22 protein-coding genes are annotated in these 23,307 nt (G+C 39.4%); 7 read left to right on the plus strand and 15 right to left on the minus strand.

The genetic code is table 11. The features are described 5' to 3' along the window. Window positions 1-2 precede the first annotated feature (2 nt). The 5 genes from LIS78_RS26245 to LIS78_RS26265 all read right to left on the minus strand — a co-directional run bounded on the left by LIS78_RS26245 (window position 3) and on the right by LIS78_RS26265 (window position 6,537). The gene (locus LIS78_RS26245; RefSeq protein WP_252284505.1) at window positions 3-1,136 is read right to left on the minus strand and encodes an acyl-CoA dehydrogenase; all 1,134 of its coding nucleotides are present in this window, start codon (window positions 1,134-1,136) and stop codon (window positions 3-5) included. 11 nt (window positions 1,137-1,147) lie between these two features. Continuing rightward, complete coding sequence (locus LIS78_RS26250; protein WP_252284506.1) at window positions 1,148-2,275, minus strand: acyl-CoA dehydrogenase; 1,128 nt, start codon at window positions 2,273-2,275, stop codon at window positions 1,148-1,150. A 12-nt stretch (window positions 2,276-2,287) separates the two neighbouring features. Beyond that, a complete protein-coding gene (locus LIS78_RS26255) occupies window positions 2,288-3,142 on the minus strand; it encodes a 3-hydroxybutyryl-CoA dehydrogenase (RefSeq protein WP_195781552.1) in 855 nt (284 codons plus the stop codon). A gap of 15 nt (window positions 3,143-3,157) precedes the next feature. Next, window positions 3,158-4,321 (minus strand): acetyl-CoA C-acetyltransferase, encoded by a 1,164-nt coding sequence (locus LIS78_RS26260; RefSeq protein WP_195781551.1) that lies wholly within the window; start codon window positions 4,319-4,321, stop codon window positions 3,158-3,160. 104 nt (window positions 4,322-4,425) lie between these two features. Continuing rightward, window positions 4,426-6,537, minus strand: coding sequence for a (Fe-S)-binding protein (locus tag LIS78_RS26265; protein ID WP_252284507.1), 2,112 nt, complete (start codon window positions 6,535-6,537; stop codon window positions 4,426-4,428). A gap of 198 nt (window positions 6,538-6,735) precedes the next feature. Between LIS78_RS26265 and cls the strand changes: the two genes are divergently transcribed. Beyond that, entirely contained in the window at window positions 6,736-7,929 is a 1,194-nt protein-coding gene (gene cls / locus LIS78_RS26270) for a cardiolipin synthase (protein ID WP_195781549.1), read from the plus strand. A 24-nt stretch (window positions 7,930-7,953) separates the two neighbouring features. Further along, window positions 7,954-8,907: a UV DNA damage repair endonuclease UvsE gene (gene uvsE, locus LIS78_RS26275; RefSeq protein ID WP_057275272.1), complete on the plus strand. Its 954-nt coding sequence runs from the start codon at window positions 7,954-7,956 to the stop codon at window positions 8,905-8,907. A 30-nt stretch (window positions 8,908-8,937) separates the two neighbouring features. On the opposite strand, the gene argS is transcribed toward uvsE, so the two are convergent. From argS to speE, 4 genes are all read right to left on the minus strand, one after another. Then, window positions 8,938-10,608 carry an arginine--tRNA ligase gene (argS, locus tag LIS78_RS26280; RefSeq protein ID WP_195781548.1) on the minus strand — a complete coding sequence of 557 codons (1,671 nt, stop codon included), beginning with the start codon at window positions 10,606-10,608 and terminating at the stop codon, window positions 8,938-8,940. Then, the gene (locus LIS78_RS26285) at window positions 10,605-11,045 is read right to left on the minus strand and encodes a YwiB family protein (protein ID WP_014457736.1); all 441 of its coding nucleotides are present in this window, start codon (window positions 11,043-11,045) and stop codon (window positions 10,605-10,607) included. Before LIS78_RS26285 ends, argS begins: the two co-directional genes overlap by 4 nt. A gap of 187 nt (window positions 11,046-11,232) precedes the next feature. Next, complete coding sequence (speB, locus tag LIS78_RS26290) at window positions 11,233-12,111, minus strand: agmatinase (RefSeq protein WP_013059842.1); 879 nt, start codon at window positions 12,109-12,111, stop codon at window positions 11,233-11,235. 75 nt (window positions 12,112-12,186) lie between these two features. Beyond that, entirely contained in the window at window positions 12,187-13,014 is an 828-nt protein-coding gene (gene speE / locus LIS78_RS26295; RefSeq protein ID WP_013059843.1) for a spermidine synthase, read from the minus strand. Between the two features lie 266 nt (window positions 13,015-13,280). On the opposite strand from speE, the gene LIS78_RS26300 reads away from it, so the two are divergent. Continuing rightward, on the plus strand, window positions 13,281-15,347 hold the full coding sequence (locus tag LIS78_RS26300) for a transglycosylase domain-containing protein (RefSeq protein WP_209150786.1): 2,067 nt from the start codon (window positions 13,281-13,283) through the stop codon (window positions 15,345-15,347). 38 nt (window positions 15,348-15,385) lie between these two features. Here the strand turns inward: LIS78_RS26300 and LIS78_RS26305 are convergent, their stop codons facing one another. Next, a complete protein-coding gene (locus tag LIS78_RS26305) occupies window positions 15,386-15,898 on the minus strand; it encodes a YwhD family protein (protein ID WP_209150787.1) in 513 nt (170 codons plus the stop codon). 19 nt (window positions 15,899-15,917) lie between these two features. Beyond that, window positions 15,918-16,562 (minus strand): site-2 protease family protein, encoded by a 645-nt coding sequence (locus tag LIS78_RS26310; RefSeq protein WP_116074867.1) that lies wholly within the window; start codon window positions 16,560-16,562, stop codon window positions 15,918-15,920. A gap of 274 nt (window positions 16,563-16,836) precedes the next feature. On the opposite strand from LIS78_RS26310, the gene thmT reads away from it, so the two are divergent. Beyond that, a complete protein-coding gene (thmT, locus tag LIS78_RS26315) occupies window positions 16,837-17,022 on the plus strand; it encodes a 2-hydroxymuconate tautomerase (RefSeq protein WP_013059847.1) in 186 nt (61 codons plus the stop codon). Window positions 17,023-17,068: 46 nt separating this feature from the next. On the opposite strand, the gene LIS78_RS26320 is transcribed toward thmT, so the two are convergent. The 3 genes from LIS78_RS26320 to LIS78_RS26330 form a co-directional block, all read right to left on the minus strand. Further along, entirely contained in the window at window positions 17,069-17,578 is a 510-nt protein-coding gene (locus tag LIS78_RS26320; RefSeq protein ID WP_116074869.1) for a YwgA family protein, read from the minus strand. 23 nt (window positions 17,579-17,601) lie between these two features. Next, window positions 17,602-18,909 (minus strand): HD domain-containing protein, encoded by a 1,308-nt coding sequence (locus tag LIS78_RS26325; protein ID WP_013059849.1) that lies wholly within the window; start codon window positions 18,907-18,909, stop codon window positions 17,602-17,604. Window positions 18,910-19,102: 193 nt separating this feature from the next. Next, window positions 19,103-19,327: a YuzB family protein gene (locus LIS78_RS26330; protein ID WP_013059850.1), complete on the minus strand. Its 225-nt coding sequence runs from the start codon at window positions 19,325-19,327 to the stop codon at window positions 19,103-19,105. A 201-nt stretch (window positions 19,328-19,528) separates the two neighbouring features. Here LIS78_RS26330 and LIS78_RS26335 point away from each other — a divergent pair, with 201 nt between their 5' ends. Next, on the plus strand, window positions 19,529-20,203 hold the full coding sequence (locus LIS78_RS26335; protein ID WP_029319426.1) for an RsfA family transcriptional regulator: 675 nt from the start codon (window positions 19,529-19,531) through the stop codon (window positions 20,201-20,203). Window positions 20,204-20,331: 128 nt separating this feature from the next. Next, a complete protein-coding gene (gene lipL, locus LIS78_RS26340) occupies window positions 20,332-21,183 on the plus strand; it encodes an octanoyl-[GcvH]:protein N-octanoyltransferase (protein WP_209150788.1) in 852 nt (283 codons plus the stop codon). Window positions 21,184-21,214: 31 nt separating this feature from the next. Here lipL and pta read toward each other — a convergent pair whose 3' ends face one another. Continuing rightward, window positions 21,215-22,186: a phosphate acetyltransferase gene (pta, locus tag LIS78_RS26345; protein ID WP_013059853.1), complete on the minus strand. Its 972-nt coding sequence runs from the start codon at window positions 22,184-22,186 to the stop codon at window positions 21,215-21,217. Window positions 22,187-22,462: 276 nt separating this feature from the next. Here pta and hemQ point away from each other — a divergent pair, with 276 nt between their 5' ends. Then, window positions 22,463-23,206 carry a hydrogen peroxide-dependent heme synthase gene (hemQ, locus tag LIS78_RS26350; RefSeq protein ID WP_071270019.1) on the plus strand — a complete coding sequence of 248 codons (744 nt, stop codon included), beginning with the start codon at window positions 22,463-22,465 and terminating at the stop codon, window positions 23,204-23,206. Window positions 23,207-23,307 lie beyond the last annotated feature (101 nt).

The raw sequence follows: 23,307 nt of genomic DNA on the forward strand, positions 1-23,307 counted from the left end.
TTTTATTTAGCAAGATACCTAGAAATGACGAGACGCTGAATTTCTTGTGTGCCCTCATAAATTTGCGTAATTTTTGCATCTCTCATAAAACGCTCTACCGGATAATCTTTTGTATAACCATATCCCCCAAATACTTGAACAGCTTCTGTCGTTACTTTCATTGCTGTATCACCGGCGTATAATTTTGACATAGCTGACTCTTTTCCGTATGGCAAACCTTGTGACTCCAGCCAAGCAGCTTGATAGGTTAACAGTCTTGCAGCTTCTATACTCGTGGCCATGTCGGCTAACTTAAAAGCAATTCCTTGCTGAGAAATAATTGGTTTACCAAATTGCTGACGTTCCTTGGCATAAGCTACGGCCGCATCTAACGCCCCTTGAGCAATTCCTACAGCCTGTGCTGCAATACCATTTCGGCCGCCATCTAGTGTCATCATCGCAACTTTAAATCCTTCTCCTTCATTTCCCAGCAAATTTTCTTTTGGAACGCGGCAGTCTTCAAAAATAATTTCTGTTGTAGGTGAAGAGCGAATGCCCAGCTTCTTTTCTTTTTTACCAACTGAAAATCCCGGCATGTCTTTTTCAATAATAAAAGCGCTCGTGCGTTTTTCATTGGGGTTGATGCGAGCAAATACGACGTAAATATCCGCTTCTCCGCCGTTTGTAATAAAAATTTTAGAGCCATTTAAAATATAATCTTCTCCGTCCTTTACAGCGAGCGTTCTCATTCCTCCCGCGTCAGAACCAGCACTCGGTTCGGTTAACCCATAAGCGCCTATTTTTTCTCCTGTTGCCATAGGCTTCAAATATTTTTGTTTCTGCTCTTCCGTTCCGAATGTATAAATTGGCCAGCCGGCAAGAGAAGTATGAGCCGACAAAGTAACGCCTGTTGACGCACATACTCTAGACAGTTCTTCAACGGCAATGCAATAAGCTAGATAGTCGCTGCCAATTCCTCCGTATTGCTCCGGCCATGGAATGCCTGTTAATCCCAGATCAGCCATTTGAGTAAAAATCCCTCTGTCAAAACGCTCTTCTTCATCTCGTTCGGCGGCTGTCGGAGCCACTTCGTTTTTGGCAAAGTCTCGCACCATTTTTCGAATCATTTCGTGTTCTTCTGAAAGTTTAAAAAACATGATTATTCCCCCTATAATTGACTGCTAATGACGATACGTTGAATTTCGCTTGTGCCTTCGTAGATTTCGCACACTTTGGCGTCACGAAAATACCTCTCTACTGGATAATCTTTCATATAACCGTATCCCCCCAAAACTTGAATTGCGTCCGTCGCTACATTCATGGCCGTCTGGGAAGCAAATAATTTCGCCATGGATGCTTCTTTTTTACAAGGAAGTTTTTGATCATATAAAAAAGCGGCTCGGTACATTAAAAGCTTCGCTGATTCAACAGAGGTTTCCATATCAGCAAGCTTAAAAGCAATTCCCTGCTGAGATAAAATCGATTTTCCGAATTGATATCGTCCATTTGCATAGTTTTTAGCTGCCGTTAACGCACCTTCAGCAATTCCTACCGCCTGAGCAGCAATACCAATTCTTCCGGCATTTAAATTAGCCATAGCAATTCGAAATCCTTCACCTTCTTCTCCGAGACGATTTTCTACAGGCACCTGCATATTTTCAAAGTGCAGTTGAACCGTTCGAGAACCGTGAAGACCCATCTTATGTTCATCTTTTCCTACTGAAAATCCCTCCATCGTCTTTTCAACGATAAAAGCGCTCATCCCTCTCGACCCGCGTTCGGGATTCGTTTTAGCAAATACAATATATGTATCCGCTTCTCCGCCGTTTGTAATGAAAAGCTTTGATCCATTTAAAAGATAGTGGTCTCCTTTTCGTTCTGCCTTTGTTTTTAAGCTTGCAGCATCAGATCCTGCACTAGGTTCTGTTAAACAAAAAGCACCTAAATATTCACCTGTCGCCAGTTTTTTTACATACTTTTGTTTTTGATCTTCCGTTCCAAATACGACAATAGGATTCGTACCTACAGAAGTATGAACAGACAAAATGACGCCGAGGGCTGGACTTACTTTTGATATTTCGTGGATGGCAATCATGTACGACACAAAGTCCAGTCCGCCCCCTCCGTATGCTTGAGGAACGGGAATGCCCATCAGGCCAAGATCAGCCATCTGCTTTAATAAACCTCGAGGAAATTCACCCTTTTCCATGTTTGGCACAGCCGCAGCGACTTCTTTTTCACTAAAATCAGCTACCATCTTTTTAATCATGTGTTGTTCAGACGTAAAAAAGATCATTTCGCCACTCCTTTATATTTCGTACGTAAAAAATCCTTTTCCTGTTTTTCGACCAAGCCACCCTGCCTTTACATATTTCCTAAGCAATGGACAAGGACGATATTTGTCATCACCAAACCCTTTATGAAGCGTTTCCATAATAAACAAACATGTATCGAGGCCGATGAAATCTGCTAATGTCAAAGGTCCCATTGGATGGTTCATTCCTAGTTTCATCACTTGATCAATATCCTCTTCGTTTGCTACACCTTCATAGAGCGTAAACACAGCTTCGTTAATCATTGGCATTAATATTCGATTTGAAACAAACCCTGGAAAGTCATGAACTTCCACCGGGGTTTTATTTAATTTTTTCGTTGTTTCATGAACTGCTTGATACACTTCATCGGTAGTAGCCAGTCCTCTAATAATTTCAACGAGCTTCATAACTGGAACAGGATTCATAAAGTGCATGCCAATTACTTTTTCAGGTCGAGTGGTCACAGCTGCAATTTCAGTAATAGGAAGCGAAGACGTGTTGGTTGCTAAAATAGTATGACTCGGGGCTAACGAATCCAACTCCGCAAAAATGGCTTGTTTGACTTCCATCTTTTCCACAACCGCTTCGACGATTAAATCTGCTTTTTGTGCTGCTGTTATTTCATTTGCCAGGTGAAGGCGCTCCATAATTTCTTCATATTCCTTAGCTGAGAGAGAACCTTTTCCCACCTGTTTTTTCAGACGTTTATCAATACCTTCTATTCCTTTTTGTGTATTTTTTTGATCAACGTCATACAAAGAAACTTGATATCCGCTCGCAGCAAATACTTGCGCAATGCCTGCTCCCATCTGACCTGCTCCAATAACCATAACTGTTTCAATATTCAAGTTGGTATCCCCCTTTTACACTTCTACCATGATGGCATCACCTTGGCCGCCGCCGCTGCAAATAGAAGCAATGCCTCGTCCGCCGCCTCGTCGTCTTAATTCATGAATGAGCGTTACAACAATACGAGCGCCGCTTGCTCCAATCGGATGTCCAAGTGCTACTGCCCCGCCGTTCACATTTACTTTTTCAGCCGGAAGCCCTGCAATCTCCATACTCATCAACGCTACTGCTGAAAAAGCTTCATTGATTTCAAAAAGCGCAATATCGTCTACTGTCTTATTTGTTTTTTGCAGTAGCTTGTTAATAGCAAACCCAGGCGTTTTCGGAAATTCCCTTGGCTCCATCGCAAGAGAAGTATGGTTTACAATCGTAGCCAACGGCTCATAGCCATTTGCTTTTGCCACATCTTCATCCATTAGCATGAGCGCAGCTGCTCCGTCATTCACGCTAGGTGCATTTCCTGCTGTAATGGTTCCGCTGTGACCAAATACAGGCCGAAGAGACGAGAGTTTTTCTAACGACGTATCTTTTCTTGGTCCTTCATCTTTTTGAACCGTTATCGTTCCTTTTTTAGACGGAATATCAACTGAAATTCTTTCTGCATTCCATCTCCCTTTCTCTTCTGACTCTACCGCCAATTGATGACTGCGAAGGGCCCATTCATCCTGCTTTTCTCGGGAAATATTCATTTCAGAAGCTATTTCATTTCCATACGTACCCATTTGAACCCCTGTAAAGCTGCATGTCAAACCGTCATGAACCATCAAATCCGTCACAACACTATCTCCCATACGGAATCCCCACCTTGCTTTTGGAAGAAGATACGGTGCGTTACTCATCGATTCCATTCCACCTGCAATGATTGTTTTTGCTTCTCCTAATCGAATCAGCTGATCAGCAGTTGTAATGCTGCGCATGCCCGATGCACAAACTTTATTAATGGTTTCCGTCTCTACTTGCCACGGTAAACCTGCATAATGCATGGCTTGCCTAGAAGGCAGCTGTCCTTGGCCCCCTTGCAGCACGCACCCCATAATAACGGAATCAATTTCTGTACGTCCCTTTGATGCTGCTTGAATCGCTTTCCCGCCTAGTTCTGCCGCTTTTAGTCCACTTACACTGCCACCTAATTTTCCAAAAGGTGTTCGAACTGCACTCACAATAACTGTTTTCCCCACTATTGTTTCCTCCTCTTTTTCCTAATCTTTGTCCTTGCTGATTGAACGCTTGCTCAATTTCCTTTCTGTAAAAAGTAGAGATGAATACCATCTCTACTTCTCCTTTATGAAACCTGTTCTTGCACGTCACCATAAATTGACTTTTCAAGCAGTTCTGCTACGTCATACGTATGAACCTTTTCTTCTACTTCTTTTGCTTTTGTTCCGTCACTTAGCATCGTTAAGCAGTATGGGCAACCTGAACTGATAATGCTTGGGTTAACGGCTAAGGCTTGTTCCGTGCGCGCTACATTAATGCGCTGGCCGGTCGTTTCTTCCGTCCACATTAACCCTCCTCCTGCTCCACAGCACATACCATTTTCACGGTTGCGATCCATTTCAATCAAGCTAATACCTGGAATCGCTTTCAAAATTTCTCTTGGTGGACTGTATACTTCGTTATATCTTCCTAAATAACAGGAATCATGGAAGGTAATTTTTTCATTAACCGCATGTTTTGGTGTCAGCTTACCTTCTTTCACCAACATAGCTAATAATTCTGTGTGATGATACACTTCTCCTTCAAAACCGAAATCTGGATATTCATTTTTGAAGATATTGTAAGCATGGGGATCAATCGTAACAATTTTTTTGATTTCGTTTTTTTCAAATTCAGCGATATTTTTAGAAGCTAACTCTTGGAATAAAAATTCATTGCCCAACCTGCGCGGCGTATCACCAGAATTTTTTTCTTTATTTCCTAAAATCGCAAATGAAACACCCGCTTCATTGAGAAGCTTTGCAAACGATAGAGCGATTTTTTGACTGCGGTTATCATAAGATCCCATCGAACCTACCCAGAACAAATACTCAAACGTTTCACCCGCTTTACTTACTTCTTTAACAGTCGGAATGTGAACATCTTCTCTTACATGTCGCCATTCTTCACGCTCTTTTCGGTTTAATCCCCAAGGGTTTCCTTGACGCTCAATATTAGTCATGGCACGCTGAGCATCCGCGTCCATCTTTCCTTCGGTTAATACTAAAAAACGTCGTAAATCGATGATCTTATCTACATGCTCGTTCATTACGGGACATTGATCTTCACAGTTTCGGCACGTTGTACATGCCCAAATTTCTTCTTCCGTAATGACATCTCCAATTAAAGCGGGATTATATTCCGCTGTTGCTGCAGCCTCTGCTCCGCCTTGGCTGGCCGCCATCGTCGCCAGCTGGTTTCCTTTTGTTTTGGAGAATGCATACGTAGGAACCCAAGGAGCCTTAGATGTCACAACCGCTCCTTTTTCCGTTAAGTGATCGCGCATCTTTAAAATTAAATCCATTGGAGATAAAATTTTCCCTGTACCCGTTGCCGGACACATATTCGTACATCGACCGCATTCCACACAGGCATATAAATCAATAAGCTGATGCTGTGTAAATTCTTCAATCTTTCCAACTCCAAACGTCTCCTGCGTCTCGTCTTCAAAATCAATCTTTTCAAGCTTACCTGGCTTAGAAACACGGTTAAAAAATACATTAGCCGGTCCAGCCAGTAAATGAGCATGTTTTGATTGAGGAACATATACTAAAAACGTCAATAACACGGCTAAGTGAATCCACCATGAAACATAAAAAATGGAGATAGCGGCAATATCATTGATTCCCTTAAACAAGATGGCAATCGATGACGCAATCGGTTCTGTCCATGAGGGTTCATGATTATGCCAGATGATTGACATACCGTTTCCAACAAGCACTGACAGCATAAGTGCTCCAATAAAAATCAGTACTAAACCAGATTTAAACCCTCTTTTTAAACGCACAAGCTTTTCTACATAGCGACGGTGAAAAGCCCAGACAACTGCTACTAAAATCAAAAACGTCACAATTTCTTGAAAAAATGTAAAGCCGGGATATAAAGGTCCAAGCGGCAAATGTTTACCTGGAAGCAAACCTTTTATAATGAAGTCTAACGCGCCGAACTGAACTAAAATAAACCCATAAAAAAACATGACGTGCATAATTCCACTTTTTTTATCTTTTAACAGTTTCTTTTGTCCAAACACGTTCACCCAAATTTTTTGCAGCCTTTCTTTTAACCGCTGATCAAATTCAACTTTTTTCCCTAATTGAATATACTCAATGCGTGTGCGAATTAAATATACAAACAAAGAAATAGCGTAAGCGGTTACAATAATAAAAAAGAGAAAATTCACCCACAGCAACCCTGTCATCTCGTCCCCTCCTTGAATAGTTTGTTACCTTTCTTTCCTCCTGACGACTAAATTTTCTGATAATATATCTGTTTTCATTGTATATAATGAATGAGCATTCAGTCAATATCTTTTCGTTCTTTTGTTCATATTCTATTTAAACAAGGTGACACTAAGAACAACATAAAATGTATTTACATCGGGAAAAGAGGTGACATGATGAGCGGCATGGTTGTGATTTTACTTTTTATTATTTTTATTGCTTGGCTTGCAATTGACCTTGGCGTTGGAAAGAAAATATTTTCTCAGGCTGAAAATACATTTCCAAAGCGCCGTGCTTCTCTTTTTTTGTTCGCAGACGGGAATGTCTTGTATAAAGATTTATTTCACGAAATAGAAAATGCCTCTTCATTTATCCATTTATCGTTTTACATCGTACAAAATGATGAAATTAGCCAAGAATTTTTAGATTTACTAGTCCAAAAAGCACAGCAAAATATTGAAGTCAGATTATTGGTAGACCGTGTGGGAAGCTATAAAATCAAGAAAAACAAAATTGCATTCTTAAAGAAGCAAGGTGTTCATTTTGCTTACAGTCGAACGCCTCGGTGGCCTTATTTGTTTTATACACTCAACGCACGCAATCACCGTAAAATAGCCGTTATTGATGGGAAAGTTGGCTACATTGGCGGTTTTAATATCGGAAGAGAATATTTAGGACTCGACGCTAAGCTTGGGGTATGGAAAGATTACCACCTGCGTATGGAAGGTCAAGGCATACAAGATCTTCAAATGCAGCTGTTGAGCGACTGGTATGCTGCTACCGGCTTAGACCTGCGTAAAGTGGAAAGATACTTTCCGCCAACCTCTGAAGGAGACTATGTCATTCAGCTAAAGTCGACTGAAGGTTTTTCACTTGAAGAAAGCTTTTTATCGATTATCAACCAAGCCAATAGGGAATTGTACATAGGTACTCCTTATTTTATTCCAAGTGAACCTTTGATGAATGCTTTACTGCAAGCTCGTGCACGAGGAGTGCAAGTTCATATTTTAATTCCAATGCGTGCAGATCAACCGCTTGTTCATCATGCTGCGTTTGCCTATCTTCCCACATTACTTCAAGCAGGTTGTATGATTTATCAATATTATTACGGTTTTTACCATGCAAAAGTATTAATTGCAGACAATGTTATCTGCGATGTAGGAACGGCTAATTTTGATAAAAGAAGCTTGTTCTTAAATGCTGAAATCAACTGTTTAATCTATGATGCCACATATATTGAAGAGGTAAAGAATAGCTTTAAAGCTTGTATGGGGGAATGCCCGGTTTTGTCTTTAGAAGATGTGAAAAACCGAAAATGGAGTGAAAAACTCAAGCAAGGATTTGCAACCTTTATTTCTCCGTTACTTTAATGAACGAAAAGAGGAAGATTTATAATGAAAATTAGATTTGGCTATGTCTCACATGCCCTGTCGCTTTGGGACTGCTCACCTGCTAAAACCCTCACCTTTACTAGATGGGCAAAAATGAAAAAAGACGAGAGGCTGGATAAGCTTCATCACGTTACAAAACAAAATTTGAATCATACTAAGCGTGCTTTGCATTTTAATATTGCGCATGAAATTATGCTGTATCGATTGTCATCTTCTCTTGTCCCTTTAGCTACTCATCCTGAAGTAGACTGGAATTACATTGATGCGTTCCAAGACGACTGGTCAGAGATAGGAGAATTGATACGGAATCACCAGCTGCGCGTGAGTTTTCACCCCAATCAGTTCACATTATTTACAAGCGATAAAAAACACATTACTGAAAATGCGGTAAAAGATATGGATTATCACTATAGAATGATTGAAGCGATGGGAGTATCAGGTCAAGCTCTTATTAATATTCATGTAGGAGGAGCCTATGGCAATAAAGAAAAGGCGATCGGTCGATTTCATGAAAACATTCAAACGCTGCCACCTGTCATTAAAAAGCGCATGACTCTTGAAAATGATGATAAAACATATACAACTGAAGAAACATTAGCTGTATGCGAAAAAGAGAAAGTCCCTCTCCTCTTTGATTATCACCACCACAAAGCAAATGAAGGAGAGGAACCTCTTGAGCTATTGCTCCCTCGTATCTTTGACACGTGGAAACATATCGGGTTAAAACCAAAAGTACATATCTCTTCTCCTAAATCTGAAAAAGAATTTAGAAGTCACTCTGATTATGTCTCAACTGATTTTATCGCACCTTTTTTGCAAATGGCTAAAGATATCGGACAAGATTTTGACGTAATGATTGAAGCAAAGTTAAAAGATAAAGCGCTGCTAAAATTAGTGGAAGATTTAGCATCAATGAGAGGAGTAAAGCGTACGGAAGGTGCCACACTTGTTTTTTAAATAAAAAAGAGCCAAGAGGCTCTTTTTTTGTTACATTTTTTCAGGTGCTGAAACACCAATTAGTTTTAAGGAGTTTTGAAGCGTTACTTGAACAGCTTTCACTAGTTCAATACGCGCTTTACTTGTTTCTACATTATCGCTGTCTAATACTTTTTCTGCATTATAGAAGCTATGGAACGTAGAAGCGAGATCAAACACATAATTCGTAATGCGGTGCGGAATACGTTTTGTTGCTGCTTCCGCTACGGCCTGAGGGAACTCTCCGATTTTCTTCAGCAGTTCCATTTCTTTTTCTGCACTAATTAATGAAAGGTCAGCGCCAGATGTTGATTGAATCCCCATCTCTTCACCTTGACGAAGAATACTGCAAATACGGGCATGAGCATATTGTGCATAGTATACAGGATTTTCATTAGATTGAGAAACAGCTAAATCTAAATCAAAGTCTAAATGTGTATCCGCACTTCTCATCGCAAAGAAGTAGCGAGTTGCATCAAGGCCTACCTCTTCTACTAGATCACGCATTGTTACAGCTTTGCCTGTACGTTTGCTCATCTTCATTTTTTCGCCGTTTTGATACAGTTGAACCATTTGAATAATTTCTACTTCAAGCGTATCTTTTTCATAACCAAGCGCTTGAATCGCCGCTTTCATACGAGGAATATATCCATGGTGGTCGGCTCCCCAAATGTTAATTAGCTTGTCAAATCCGCGTTGAATTTTGTCTTGGTGATACGCAATATCTGGCGTTAAGTACGTAAATGAACCGTCATTTTTAATTAACACACGGTCTTTATCATCACCAAATGTCGTAGAACGGAACCACGTAGCACCTTCTTCTTCATATACATGGCCTTGTTTTTTCAACGTTTCAAGTGCAACTGGGATTTTATCATTTTTATAAAGAGACGTTTCAGAATACCATACGTCAAATTTCACACGGAACTGTTCAAGATCACGCTTTAATTTAGCTAACTCATAATCTAATCCGTATTGACGGAAGAATTCAAAACGCTCTTCTTCAGATACGTTTACATACTTGTCTCCGTGCTCTTTTGCTAGCTCTTTTCCGATGTTTATAATGTCAGCTCCATGATAGCCGTCTGCAGGCATTTCTTTCTCTAAACCAAGAGCCTGCATGTAGCGTGCTTCTACTGAATAAGCCAGGTTATTAATTTGGTTACCAGCATCATTGATATAGTATTCACGTGACACATCGTAACCTGCTTTTTCAAGAACATTACATAATGAGTCTCCAACTGCAGCACCGCGGGCATGTCCTAAATGTAAATCCCCTGTCGGATTAGCTGAAACAAACTCAACCTGTACTTTTTGTCCGTTCCCTACGTTTGTTTGACCGTACGCTTCACCAGCTTTTACAATCGTTGGGATAAGCTCTGTTAAATAAGAGTTATTCATATAAAAGTTGATGAATCCAGGGCCTGCAATGTCAATTTTCTCGATAGATGCTTTTGATTTATCGAAGTTTGCTACAAGCTCTTCAGCGATAGCACGCGGTGCTTTTTTGGCAATACGAGCTAGCTGCATAGCCATATTGGTAGAATAATCACCATGTGTTTTATCTTTTGGGGTTTCTAATAGAACTTCTGGAAGTTCTGCTTTTTCAGCAAGTCCTGCTTTGACCACAGCATCTTGAATTTCAGCTTTTAATTTTTGCTGCACTTGTTCGACGACGTTCATTTTTTCTCCTCCTTGAATGTAATGGTTAACGCATATTTCCCGGTAGGCTGACCCTGTACTTCCAGATCATACGTTAAAAATAATCGACCCTTTTGAGTCATTTGTTTATATTCAATGTTATGAGCGAATGTTAGTAAATCCATACGTCCATAAGGGCTTATATAAGTTCCTTCGATTTGTACCTTTTTACGAAACGATTGCTTCATTTGAACAGCACCGGTTCGGTTAATTGATACTTCATCTTCGCTAATTTTTACCATTGTTCTAATATCTCCGATTTCCTCTTGGCGCTCTGTGTATGTAAGATAAATTTTCGATCCTTTTTCATAATACATACCTTTTGCATTTACCGATGTTGTCTCTTTTCGGTGACCATCACGGATATCTGTCACAATTTTAACTTCAATGGGTTTCTTGACTTCTGAAGCGTTACTCACAAAAGACACTTCCTTATTAAAATGAATACGTTATAACTTAAATAGTATAAACATTCTAAAGAAAGAATTCAATAATACTTCAAAGGAAATATGCTAGATACGCCGAGAATTCATCTTTTTACGGTACGTGACGCATTCACATATTTCAAACAAAAAAGGCGGCCACAGCGGCCGCCTTTTACTTTATTTATTTCTTTTGCACCCAGCCTAAGATCATTTCGCGAATAAGCTTGCTTGCTGTATTAGCTGTTTGTTCAGACGGATCATAAATTGGAGCTACTTCTACTAAATCTCCTCCGACAATGCGAAGATCTGATTTAGCAATTGCGTGAATAGAAGCTAAAAGCTCTTTTGATGTGATACCGCCTGCATCTACTGTTCCTGTACCAGGAGCGTGCGCTGGATCTAATACATCGATATCAATTGTTACATAAACAGGACGACCTGCAAGAGTTGGTAAAATCTCTTTTAACGGCTCTAGAACTTCGAACTTTGAAATATGCATGCCGTTTTCTTTCGCCCATTGAAATTCTTCTTTCATTCCTGAACGAATACCAAATGAATAAACATTCTCCGGTCCGATTAGTTCTGCAACTTTACGAATTGGAGTGGAGTGAGAAAGTGGTTCTCCTTCATACTCTTCACGAAGGTCTGTGTGAGCATCCATATGGATAATTGCCAAATCCGGATACTTTTTATACATAGCTTTCATAACAGGCCAAGAAACCAAATGCTCTCCGCCCATACCTAACGGGAACTTGTCCGCTGCTAAAAGCTGATCAATATACTCTTCAATCATATTTAAGCTGCGCTGAGGATTCCCAAATGGAAGTGGAATATCTCCTGCATCAAAATATTTTACTTCCTCTAGCTCTCGATCTAAATACGGGCTGTATTCTTCTAATCCAATTGATACTTCACGAATACGAGTAGGGCCAAATCGTGAACCTGGACGATAGCTAACTGTCCAGTCCATTGGCATTCCGTAAAGAACCGCTTCACTTTCTTCAAAAACAGGGTGACTGCCGATAAATACATTACCTGAATAAGCTTCATCAAAACGCATATTTTGTTCCTCCTTCATTACTCATAGAAAAGATGCCAGCCTTAAACCTCTGGCATCTCACTTGTACGTGATAACTTATTTAATAAGGTCTTGCACAAATTTAGGTAAAGCAAATGCCGCTTTGTGCAATTCTTTTGTGTAATACTTTGTATCAATATCGAAGAAACGATCTTCGCTTACTTCTAATGGATCATGTTTCTTTGAGCCCATTGTAAATGTCCATAAACCGCTTGGGTATGTTGGAATATTTGCTACGTATAGGCGTGTAATCGGGAAGATTTCTCTTACATCACGCTGAACATTTGAGATAAGCTCTGGCGTGAACCAAGGGTTGTCCGATTGGGCAACAAAGATACCATCTTCTTTAAGTGCTTTTGAGATACCTGCATAGAACCCTTTTGTAAATAAATTTACAGCTGGACCTACTGGCTCTGTTGAATCTACTAAAATGACATCGTATTCGTTCTCACTTTTAGCGATGTGCATAAATCCGTCGTCTACTTGTACATCGACACGAGGATCTTCTAGTTTGCCCGCAATTGAAGGTAAGAATTTTTTTGAGTACTCAATAACTTTTCCATCGATATCAACTAACGTCGCTTTTTTTACGCTTGGGTGTTTTAAGATTTCACGGATTACGCCTCCGTCTCCTCCACCTACAACTAGTACATTTTCTGGATTTGGATGCGTAAATAACGGTACATGTGCAACCATTTCATGATAAACAAACTCATCTTTTTCTGTTGTCATAACCATACCGTCAAGCAGGAGCATGTTACCAAACTCTTCTGTTTCAACCATATCTAATTTTTGAAACTCCGTTTGCTCTGTATGTAAAGTGCGATTAATTTTAGCTGTAATACCAAAGTTCTTTGTTTGCTTTTCTGTGAACCATAATTCCATTTCAAACTCTTCCCTTCTATTTTGAGAATTAACCTATGCATAGATTACCCTAACATAATTTATACAAACATGAAAAAAGTATAGATGAATTCAGCAAAAAAGCAAGTAAAATTTTTAACAATGGAGGTTTAAAACCACCTTTTCTATTTCATACTGATGATAGATACAAGCTTTAGAATCTACTTGCACCGCTCTTTTAATAGAATTTTGTTGTTTTGAAAACAACATGCACGGTGCATAGTGACACATATTGGTGGTGAATGGAAATGGAAACGGTATTAACCGAACATTTAAAAAAGGCAAGACGCGTCTTCCGAATTCTTCTCGTCCTTGGTATATTAGCGGGGGCTTTATTGTTGTTTGCCTACATAAGTATCTTTCTCTACGCCAAAATCGCTGGCCCCCCTCCGCTAAACGTTTCTCAAACAGCTGTTTTCTACTCAGCAAACGGTAAAGTTCTTGATGAAGTTCACAATGGACAAAAGCGCTACTGGGTCTCACTTAATCAAATTTCACCTTACGTCAAAGATGCGACTTTAGCCGTTGAAGATAAGCGCTTTTATGAGCATCACGGCTTTGATATGCATCGAATCGCTGGAGCAATTGTAGCTGATATAAAAGCTATGGGCAAAGTACAAGGTGCGAGTACCATTACTCAGCAATATGCACGCAACTTGTTTCTAGAGCACGACAAAACGTGGGCTCGAAAGCTTCAAGAAGCTCTGTACACAATCCGGTTAGAAATGAATTATAGCAAAGACCAAATCCTAGAAGGCTACATGAATACGATCTACTACGGCCATGGAGCTTACGGAATTGAAGCGGCAGCGAGGCTGTATTTTGATAAGCACGCCAAAAATTTGACGTTAAGTGAAGCGAGTATGTTAGCCGGTATTCCAAAAGGCCCTAGCTACTACTCTCCTCTTATTCATCAGGAAAATGCAAAAAAACGACAAAATATCATTTTATCTCTCATGAAAGAGGATGGAATTATTACAGCCAAGCAAGCAACAAAAGCACTTGTAACTCCTCTAGCATTTTCAAAGCCTGCTGAAAAAGATCCTAACAAAGAAGACGCTTCTTACTTTATGGATGCAGCGCTAGCAGAATTAAAGCAAGATTTAGGAATCGATGAAACGATGATTTATACCAATGGACTTCGCGTTTATACAACTCTGGATGAAAAGATGCAGCGAACGGCAGAAGAAAAAATGAAGGATGTTATCAGCAGCTCTTCAGACGTACAAAGTGCCTTTGTCGCCATGAATCCTAAAAACGGACAGGTGAAAGCTCTTATTGGTGGAAGAGATTATGAAAAGAGCCCGTTTAATCGCGCTACTCAAGCAATAAGGCAGCCTGGCTCAACGATGAAGCCATTTTTATACTATGCGGCATTAAAAGACGGTTTTACTGAATCCACTCCAATGAAAAGTGAAGAAACGACGTTCAAATTAGAAGATGGAGTTTCAACATACACGCCTAGTAATTATCACAATTATTATGCAGACGCTCCTATTACAATGGCTCAAGCCATTGCGCTTTCAGACAATATTTATGCAGTAAAAACGCATTTGTTCATTGGGGAAAACCGCTTGATTGAAACCGCTAAAACACTTGGAATATCATCACCTTTAAAGAAAGTTCCATCTTTAGCTCTTGGAACTTCACCTGTCAAAGTCATTGATATGGTTAATGCATACGGCATCTTTGCTAATGGCGGAAAAGAAATTCGTCCAACATTTATTAAACGAATTGAAACCCATGACGGAGAAGTTGTTTATCAAGCTCCTTCCGAACGGAAACAAGTCATTGATAAACGCTATGCTTTTCTTACTACCCATTTAATGACAGGCATGTTTAATCAAAAGCTAAATGGCTATACAAGCGTCACAGGGAAGCCTATTTCTAAATATGTGTCTCGTCCTTATGCAGGAAAATCCGGTACAACCTCAACGGACAGCTGGATGATTGGCTACTCTCCTCAGCTCGTTTCAGGGGTTTGGGTTGGCTATGATCAAGGGAGAACCATGGATGATGTAGCTGAAAAAGGATACGCCAAAAAGATGTGGGCATTATTCATGGAAGATGCTTTAAAAGGGAAGAAAAAAGAAAAGTTTAAAGCACCAAACGGATTAATAAGTGTGAACATTAATCCTCAAAACGGAAAATTAGCCTCGAAATCATGCCCTGTTCAATATAAAGCTTATTATTTAACGGGAACACAGCCAAAAACATATTGTACCGACCACGTCGATCACGCAGCAAAAAAGAAGAAAAAAGAGCATGAAGAAGAGGATAAAGAGTTTCATTGGTTACCAAAATGGTTTGATTAAAAAAAGCTTAAGGCCTTTGGCCTTAAGCTTTTTTAGCATTACGATGTTTGAAGCGCTTCTTTTAAGTCATCATTAGATAACGCCCAGATTTCTTCATTATGAGACTTCAAAAACTCACGAAGCAAAGCCTTAGACTTGTTATCCATTTCTTCTACCATAATGCGTCGTTTTAAGGATTTATCCATTTTGTTTACATGTTCAGGAAGTGACTTATATCCGCGGCGAATTTCACGATCAACGGTCATTTCACATGCCGTCATACCTGCGTAGTAAGGTCCTTCTTGCTTGCGATCAATCGTTACCCACACAAGCCAATATAACTTGCCGTTTGGCACCTCGTCTTTATTTGGTAAGAATTTAATTCCTTTTTCTACTACACTTCTTGCATGCATGGCACCGATATCCACAAATACTTCTTCATCGCTCGGACAAACAAAAACGGGTGAAATGTTTTCTAAACTTAACGCTCCAACCCCGTAACCGCCGTGGCCGTCGGTTGAATCGTCTTTTATGATATTAAATCCTATACTTTTCTTTTTTGGCTGAGTCATAGTAAGCCTCCTCTATTCATTAAATCAGTGGTGCTAATATCTGCTGAAAGATATTCATAACAAACGTTGCTGCTCCGTTTAGAAGCGGCCAGATCACAATTCGATCCAGAGGTGTAATCACAAGAATCAAAAATACAAAAATGCCCCAAGACTCATACTGCGTCATTTTGGCTCGCGTGGACGGCGGAACGAGGTCTTCAATCACGCGGTAGCCGTCTAAAGGCGGAAAAGGCAACAAGTTAAATACACCTAGCGTTAGGTTTATTTGAATAAATAATGTAAAAAAACGATAAAGCGCATCGTTGTCCACTGCGGCGTTATTCATCAAATAATAAATAAGCAAGCCGATAAATGCCAGCACCAAGTTGCTAAACGGTCCCGCTATCGATACTAGAATACCAGCTAAACGAGGCTTTTTAAAGAAATAGCGATTAACAGGAACCGGCTTCGCCCACCCAAAACCTGCGATAATTAACAAAAGCGTTCCAAATGGATCTAAATGAGCCAGCGGAGAAAGCGTTAGCCTTCCTTGCTTTTTAGCCGTGTGGTCTCCAAATAAATAAGCTACATACGCATGTGCAAACTCATGCAGCGTGAATGCAACAATAAGCGTCATTACCACGTAAGGAAGGTCCTGCAATGAAAAAGCTAAAAAATGTTCCACTCTTTATCTCCTTTATTTTAAAATAATTTTTACATATCACATCTACTAGATGAATCTTTTTTTGCGGTAAGAAGGATACAAGGTTTCTTCAAATATGCCCTAAAAATTCTCAAAAACCAGCGATGGGCTTCCTTTGGCCACACCTGTTTTTTTATATCGATGTTATTATAAAAGTATACTACAGATTATGTCCTCCATCACTATCTCATACTGTCATTTTATTCAGAAAACGGGTACACTAATCATATAATGATCAAAAAGGAGTGTACACATTATGCCAGTTGTAACTGTTAAAATGCTTGAGGGCCGTACAGATGATCAAAAAAGAGCTCTTGTTGAAAAAGTAACGGATGCTGTTGTGGAAACAACAGGTGCAGCACCTGAAAAAGTATCCATTATCATCGAAGAAATGTCTAAAAACCATTACGCTGTAGCGGGCAAGCGCATGAGCGATCAATAACGCCTACATAAAAAAGATGCCATAGGAGTGGACCTATGGCATTTTTTTAATGGACAGACAGCGTTGCCTGAAGTTTTTCAATATATTTGTATGCTTCTGAAATGTCTTCTTCTGTATAGTTTTGCTTACGCTTTAGCGTAAATACTTTTTCTTTTACTTCTTCTTTCGGTAAATTATCGAAATATAAAATCGTAGAGACAAGCTCCAAAAATTTAGAGCTTTGTTCGTTCATATCGCTCATACATTCCTGCAAGTGAGGAAGTTCTAAGTCATAGTGACTTAGAAATCCTTCCCCCGCTTCAGTTAATACGTAGCGATACTGCATATACCCGCCTTTTTTCTCTTTAATTTCACTTAAAAAGCCTAAGTTACACAGCTCTTCAATTCGAAGCGTTAATTCCTCAGAATAAGGTCCAAAAAAGTGAAAATTATACTTTTCATAAAAAGGAAACTTCAGCTTTTTTCCGATAAATATCATCTTTTGTAACTTTTTTCTGCCAACAACTTCTCCCGCCGCGGAAAATACTTTCACAATCTTTGCGTGATCGTTTAACACAGCCCCTTCAACTCCTATACTATTTAACTCTGATCTCCTTTTAGTAAGTTTATAATCTGATCTTTAACTTTTCGCTTAGACGACAATTGATCAATGAGATCTTGTGGAAAATATAATTTATGATCGGTTCTTTTTTTCCCTGAAATTGCTTCAACAATCTCCGACTGACGTGATAATTCACGCACTTCATTATTTGGCATCAACAGATGAATCGGCAAACGTTCTTCCTCTTCACCCGGTCGATAAAAATCGTATGGTAAGTCGCTTGAAGAATCGACGACTAAATAATAATCTGGGTTAATGCCCGCTTTTTTAAACAATGTTGTAAGCTCCATCCACATCTTCATTTGTGAATTCGGATTAAACTCAATGTATTTAAAAAGCTGACGATTCATAAATCTTCGGCATAGATCAGATAAAATTTCATCCTCTTCTTCTTCCCACGCTTGAAAATAAAATAAAATAACAGATTCATCTAATTTCAAATACTCTTTTAGCGATATTTCTTCTTCAAAAATCGAATAAAAATGAGTTGGCTCCTGCTTGAACTCATAGTAATGATGATGGAGCTCTTTCGCACGATGTAAAATTTTTGTCAAAATAACTTCAGCACTTCTCGTAACAGGATGAAAATACACTTGCCAGTACATTTGATAGCGACTCATAATATAATCTTCAACCGCATGCATACCGCTGTGTTTAATCACGGCTTGGTCTTCCCGAGGGCGCATAACACGCAGAATTCGTTCCATATCAAAGTGACCGTAGCTTACTCCTGTGTAATACGCATCACGCTGCAAATAATCCATGCGATCTGCATCAATTTGACTGGAAATTAAACTAACGACAAGCTTATTTTCATATGTTTTCGCGATTACTTCAGCCACTTTTTTAGGAAAATCCTTCCCTACTTTCGTTAACACTTGATTTACCTCTGTGTCACCTACGATAATGGCTTGTGTAAATTCTTCATGGTCTAAGTGGAAAACCTTCTCAAACGAATGTGAAAACGGACCGTGACCTAAATCGTGCAGTAAAGCAGCACAAAGACAAAGAAGACGCTCATCTTCATTCCATTCAGGGCGTCCTTGAAAACCGTCATCAATAATACGGCGCACAATTTCATAAACACCTAAGGAATGACTAAAACGGCTGTGCTCAGCCCCATGAAACGTTAAGTATGTCGTTCCTAGCTGTCTAATACGACGCAGCCTTTGAAATTCGGCTGTCCCAATTAGCTCCCAAATAACACGATCTCTTACATGGATATAGCGGTGAACAGGATCTTTAAATACTTTTTCTTCACTGAGTTTTTCATTAGGATATGTCATTTACATACCTCTCTATCTTCACTTTGTTGTTGCTATAATTTTTCGACACTCACTTCCTATTTTCCTATTCAGAATAAAAAATCACCTTGTCAAGCAACCAAGGTGATTTACCTAACAAACAAGGCGATTCTGTTTGTAAGAAGCTCGTTCGACAAATAAGTAGCAGAAAAGCAGCTATTTATTGTTTCACTATCTATTTTTTTACTTTTTTCTCAATCTTCTCGATTAATTCATCCTCTGTTGGCGCTGCTACAGGACGGTTGTTTACAAATGCAAATGACTTTTTACGTCCGGGTCCACAGTAAGACTGGCAACCGATTTGTACTTCAGCTTGTTCATCTATTTTTTTAAGTCGAGGTAACAACGTTTTGACGTTTGTTGCCTGACAATCATCACAAATTCTAAATTCATTTGCCATGTTGACACAATCCTTTCAAAATTGGTTCATCATTTTGTCTAAGGGGTATTTTACCCCTATTTGAAGTCCGATGCAAGTTAAAGAAGGAAGCAAAATCTATCATACTCCTAGAAGAAATGGTATAAAGTATGGATTTTTTGTACATGATGATACTACAAAACATGATTACTATGAGTCATGGAAAATAGAGGAGTGAACAAAGTGAAAGATAGACAAGATGCTTGGACAGAAGAAAACGACTTATTATTAGCTGAAACAGTATTGCGCCATGTCCGCGAAGGAAGTACGCAGCTGAATGCGTTTGAAGAAGTTGGAGATGAATTAAATCGCACTTCAGCAGCATGTGGATTCAGATGGAATGCTGTGGTACGCCATCAGTATGAAAAAGCACTTCAGCTAGCCAAAAAACAGCGAAAACAGCGCATGCGTGCACTTGGACAAGAGCAAGGCAAAAAGAAATTATTATATACGCCACCAGCATCTGTAGAGCATGTGGAACAAATGATGTCTGCACCTACAGCAACATATAGCTTATCTGAAACACAAGTAGAAAAAAGCAGCAGTGAGGAGCTTTCAATGGCTGACGTTATTCGCTTTTTGCAAACAATGCCAAATCAAGCGAGCAATTTACAGGCATTGCAAAGCGAAAACAAACGCTTGATGCAAGAAAATACAGAATTAGCTAAGAAAAACACAGAGTTGGAAAAACAAATCAAACATCTCGAGGCAAATGCTACTACTATTCAAGAAGACTATGAAACATTAATGCAAATCATGAACCGTGCGCGAAAGTTAGCTCTATTCGATGAAGAAGAACGTTCTTCTACTACATTTAAAATGGATCGTAACGGAAATCTTGAGAAAATGGCTGAATAAGCTACATGAACGAAGAAAGAGGGATGTCAAACTTGGCTCTTCTTTCTTCTTTTTCTATTTTACAGCCAATGACACGACGCCTTTATGCTATAATATGTTCGTTTACTGTTTATAAAGGGGTTTGAGATATGCAGCAGAATAGTTTAAAGCTTTTAGCACAGCCCGCTTGGCGTATTATTGATCAATCCAGTCTAGGTCCTCATTTTGATGCCCGTCATTCTTTTGCCATCGATGACACGCTTTGTACAACCGTTGGAAGAGGTGAATCTCCAGCTGTCATGCGCTCCTGGGTGCATCACGATACGATTGTATTAGGCATCCAAGATACAAAGCTACCTCATTTAGCTGAAGGTGCAGCTTATTTACATGAACAAGGATATAAAACAATCGTCCGCAATTCAGGCGGCCTCGCTGTCGTACTTGATCAGGATGTTCTAAACATTTCTTTAATTTTTCCTGATGCAGAAAAAGGAATTGATATTGATCGTGGATATGAAGCCATGTTTGATTTGATTAAGGCCATGTTTGCATCTTACGGGCCAGCAATTGAAGCGAAGGAAATCGTAGGCTCTTATTGTCCCGGCAGCTTTGATTTAAGCATTCGTAATCAAAAGTTTGCAGGCATTTCACAACGACGCGTTCGCGGCGGAGTGGCTGTACAAATTTACTTATGCGTTAAAGGAAGCGGTTCTAAACGTGCTTCTCTCATTCAAGAGTTTTACAAAAAAGGTCTCCAAAACACGGAAACTAAATTTTCATACCCAGATATCGAGCCTCATACAATGGCTTCTCTATCTGAGCTGTTACAGATTGATTTAACCGTTTCTGATGTCATGCTGCTTTTACTGCAAACACTGAATAGTATGAGCTCTTCTCTTGTAAATATGCCTTTAAATGCTACCGAACAAGAGCTGTTTGAGACGCAGCTGCAGCGCATGTATGACCGCAACGAAAAAGCATTGGGTTCATTAGCCGAATAAAAAAACTCCGCCCTAGGACGGAGTTTTTTTATTACAGTGCTTGAGCAGCTGTGATTAAAGCAAGCTTGTACACATCTTCTTCGTTACAACCGCGAGATAGATCGTTTACCGGTTTGTTTAGACCTTGTAAGATTGGACCTACTGCTTCGAAGTTTCCTAAGCGCTGTGCAATTTTGTAACCAATGTTACCTGCTTCAAGGCTTGGGAATACAAATACATTTGCATCTCCTTTGATCACTGAACCTGGTGCTTTCTTTTCAGCTACAGAAGGAACAAATGCTGCGTCGAATTGGAATTCGCCGTCTAATGTTACGCTTGGTGCTAATTCTTTTGCAATTTCTACTGCGTTTGCTACTTTTTCTGTTTCCGGAGATTTTGCTGATCCTTTTGTTGAGAAGCTTAGCATAGCAACACGAGGATCAATATCGAACATTTCAGCTGTACGAGCACTTTCGATAGCAATTTCAGCTAAATCTTGGCTGTCAGGTGAAATATTGATTGCACAATCAGCAAATACGTATTTTTGATCGCCGCGAACCATGATAAATACGCCAGATGTTTTCTTAACACCTTGTCTTGTTTTGATAATTTGTAGAGCAGGTCGCACTGTGTCTGCTGTAGAATGAGCAGCTCCGCTTACAAGACCATCAGCTTTGTTCATATGAACAAGCATTGTGCCAAAATAATTTTCATCTAATAAAATTTTGCGAGCATCTTCTTCTGTTGCCTTACCTTTACGACGCTCAACAAATGCTGCCACCATTTCATCAAATTCAGAGTAGCTTTGAGGATCTAAAACCTCAACACCGTCTAATTTTACGTTTAGTTCTGCTGCTTTTGATGCTACAGCGTCTTTATTTCCAACAACGATAGGCTTTAAGATATTGTCGGCAGCTAAACGAGAAACAGCACCTAATACGCGCTCATCTAATCCCTCTGGGAATACGATTGATACATCGCTAGCTGATACTTTTTGTTTTAAACCTGTAAATAAATCACTCAAAGTAAATCCTCCTCGATATGTAAAAAACTTTTCTCATAATAGGATACTCCACTTTTTTTAAAAATCAAAGGCATGTCCTTCAAGAATCCATGATTACGAAAAAGTCTTTTAATTCTTAATTTTCCGCTAACACCTAAAATAAAACCTGTTTTTACTTTGCGACAATTGTTTAAAGTTTAGTCACAAAATCACAGGTTTTTCATTCCAGGTCTTCGGACAAACTATGATATAGTAGAATTGGAATTTATCATAATCGGACAATAGGAGTGAAACGAAATGGCAGAAGCAGCACAAACATTAGACGGTTGGTATGCACTTCATGATTTCCGTTCAATCGATTGGGGCGCTTGGAAGCAGTTATCAAGCGATGATCGTCAAGCGGCTATCCATGAATTTTTAGGTTTGATTGAGAAATGGAAAGGAACTGAAGCTGAGCAGCAAGGCAGTCATGCTTTATATACCATTGTCGGCCAAAAAGCAGATTTTATGCTAATGCTTGTTCGTCCTACTATGGAAGAACTAAATGAAATTGAAACAGAATTTAATAAAACAAAGCTTGCTGAGTTTACCATTCCTACTTATTCATACGTATCAGTAGTTGAATTAAGCAACTACTTACCTGCCGGTGAGGATCCTTATGAAAATCCTCAAATCCAAGCTAGACTATATCCAACTTTACCAAAAGCTAGTCATGTTTGCTTTTATCCAATGGATAAACGTCGTCAAGGAAATGACAATTGGTACATGCTTCCTATGGAAGAACGACGCAGCTTAATGCGCAGTCATGGAATGATTGGACGTCAATACGCTGGAAAAGTAAAGCAAATCATTACGGGTTCTGTTGGTTTTGATGATTACGAGTGGGGCGTTACTCTTTTTGCAGATGACGTACTTCAATTTAAAAAATTAGTATACGAAATGCGTTTTGACGAAGTAAGTGCTCGCTACGGGGAATTTGGCAGCTTCTTTGTTGGAAATTTATTAAAAGAAGAAGCTATTGCACGCTTTTTACACGTTTAAACTAAGCCGCAAAAGCGTTCATCGCTTTTGTAATGCCTAGAGCAATAAATATCAATGAGCTTTATCTAAAAAAACCTGTTTCCAAGTGGAAACAGGTTTTT

Source organism: Priestia megaterium (assembly GCF_023824195.1).
Classification (GTDB): domain Bacteria; phylum Bacillota; class Bacilli; order Bacillales; family Bacillaceae_H; genus Priestia; species Priestia megaterium_D.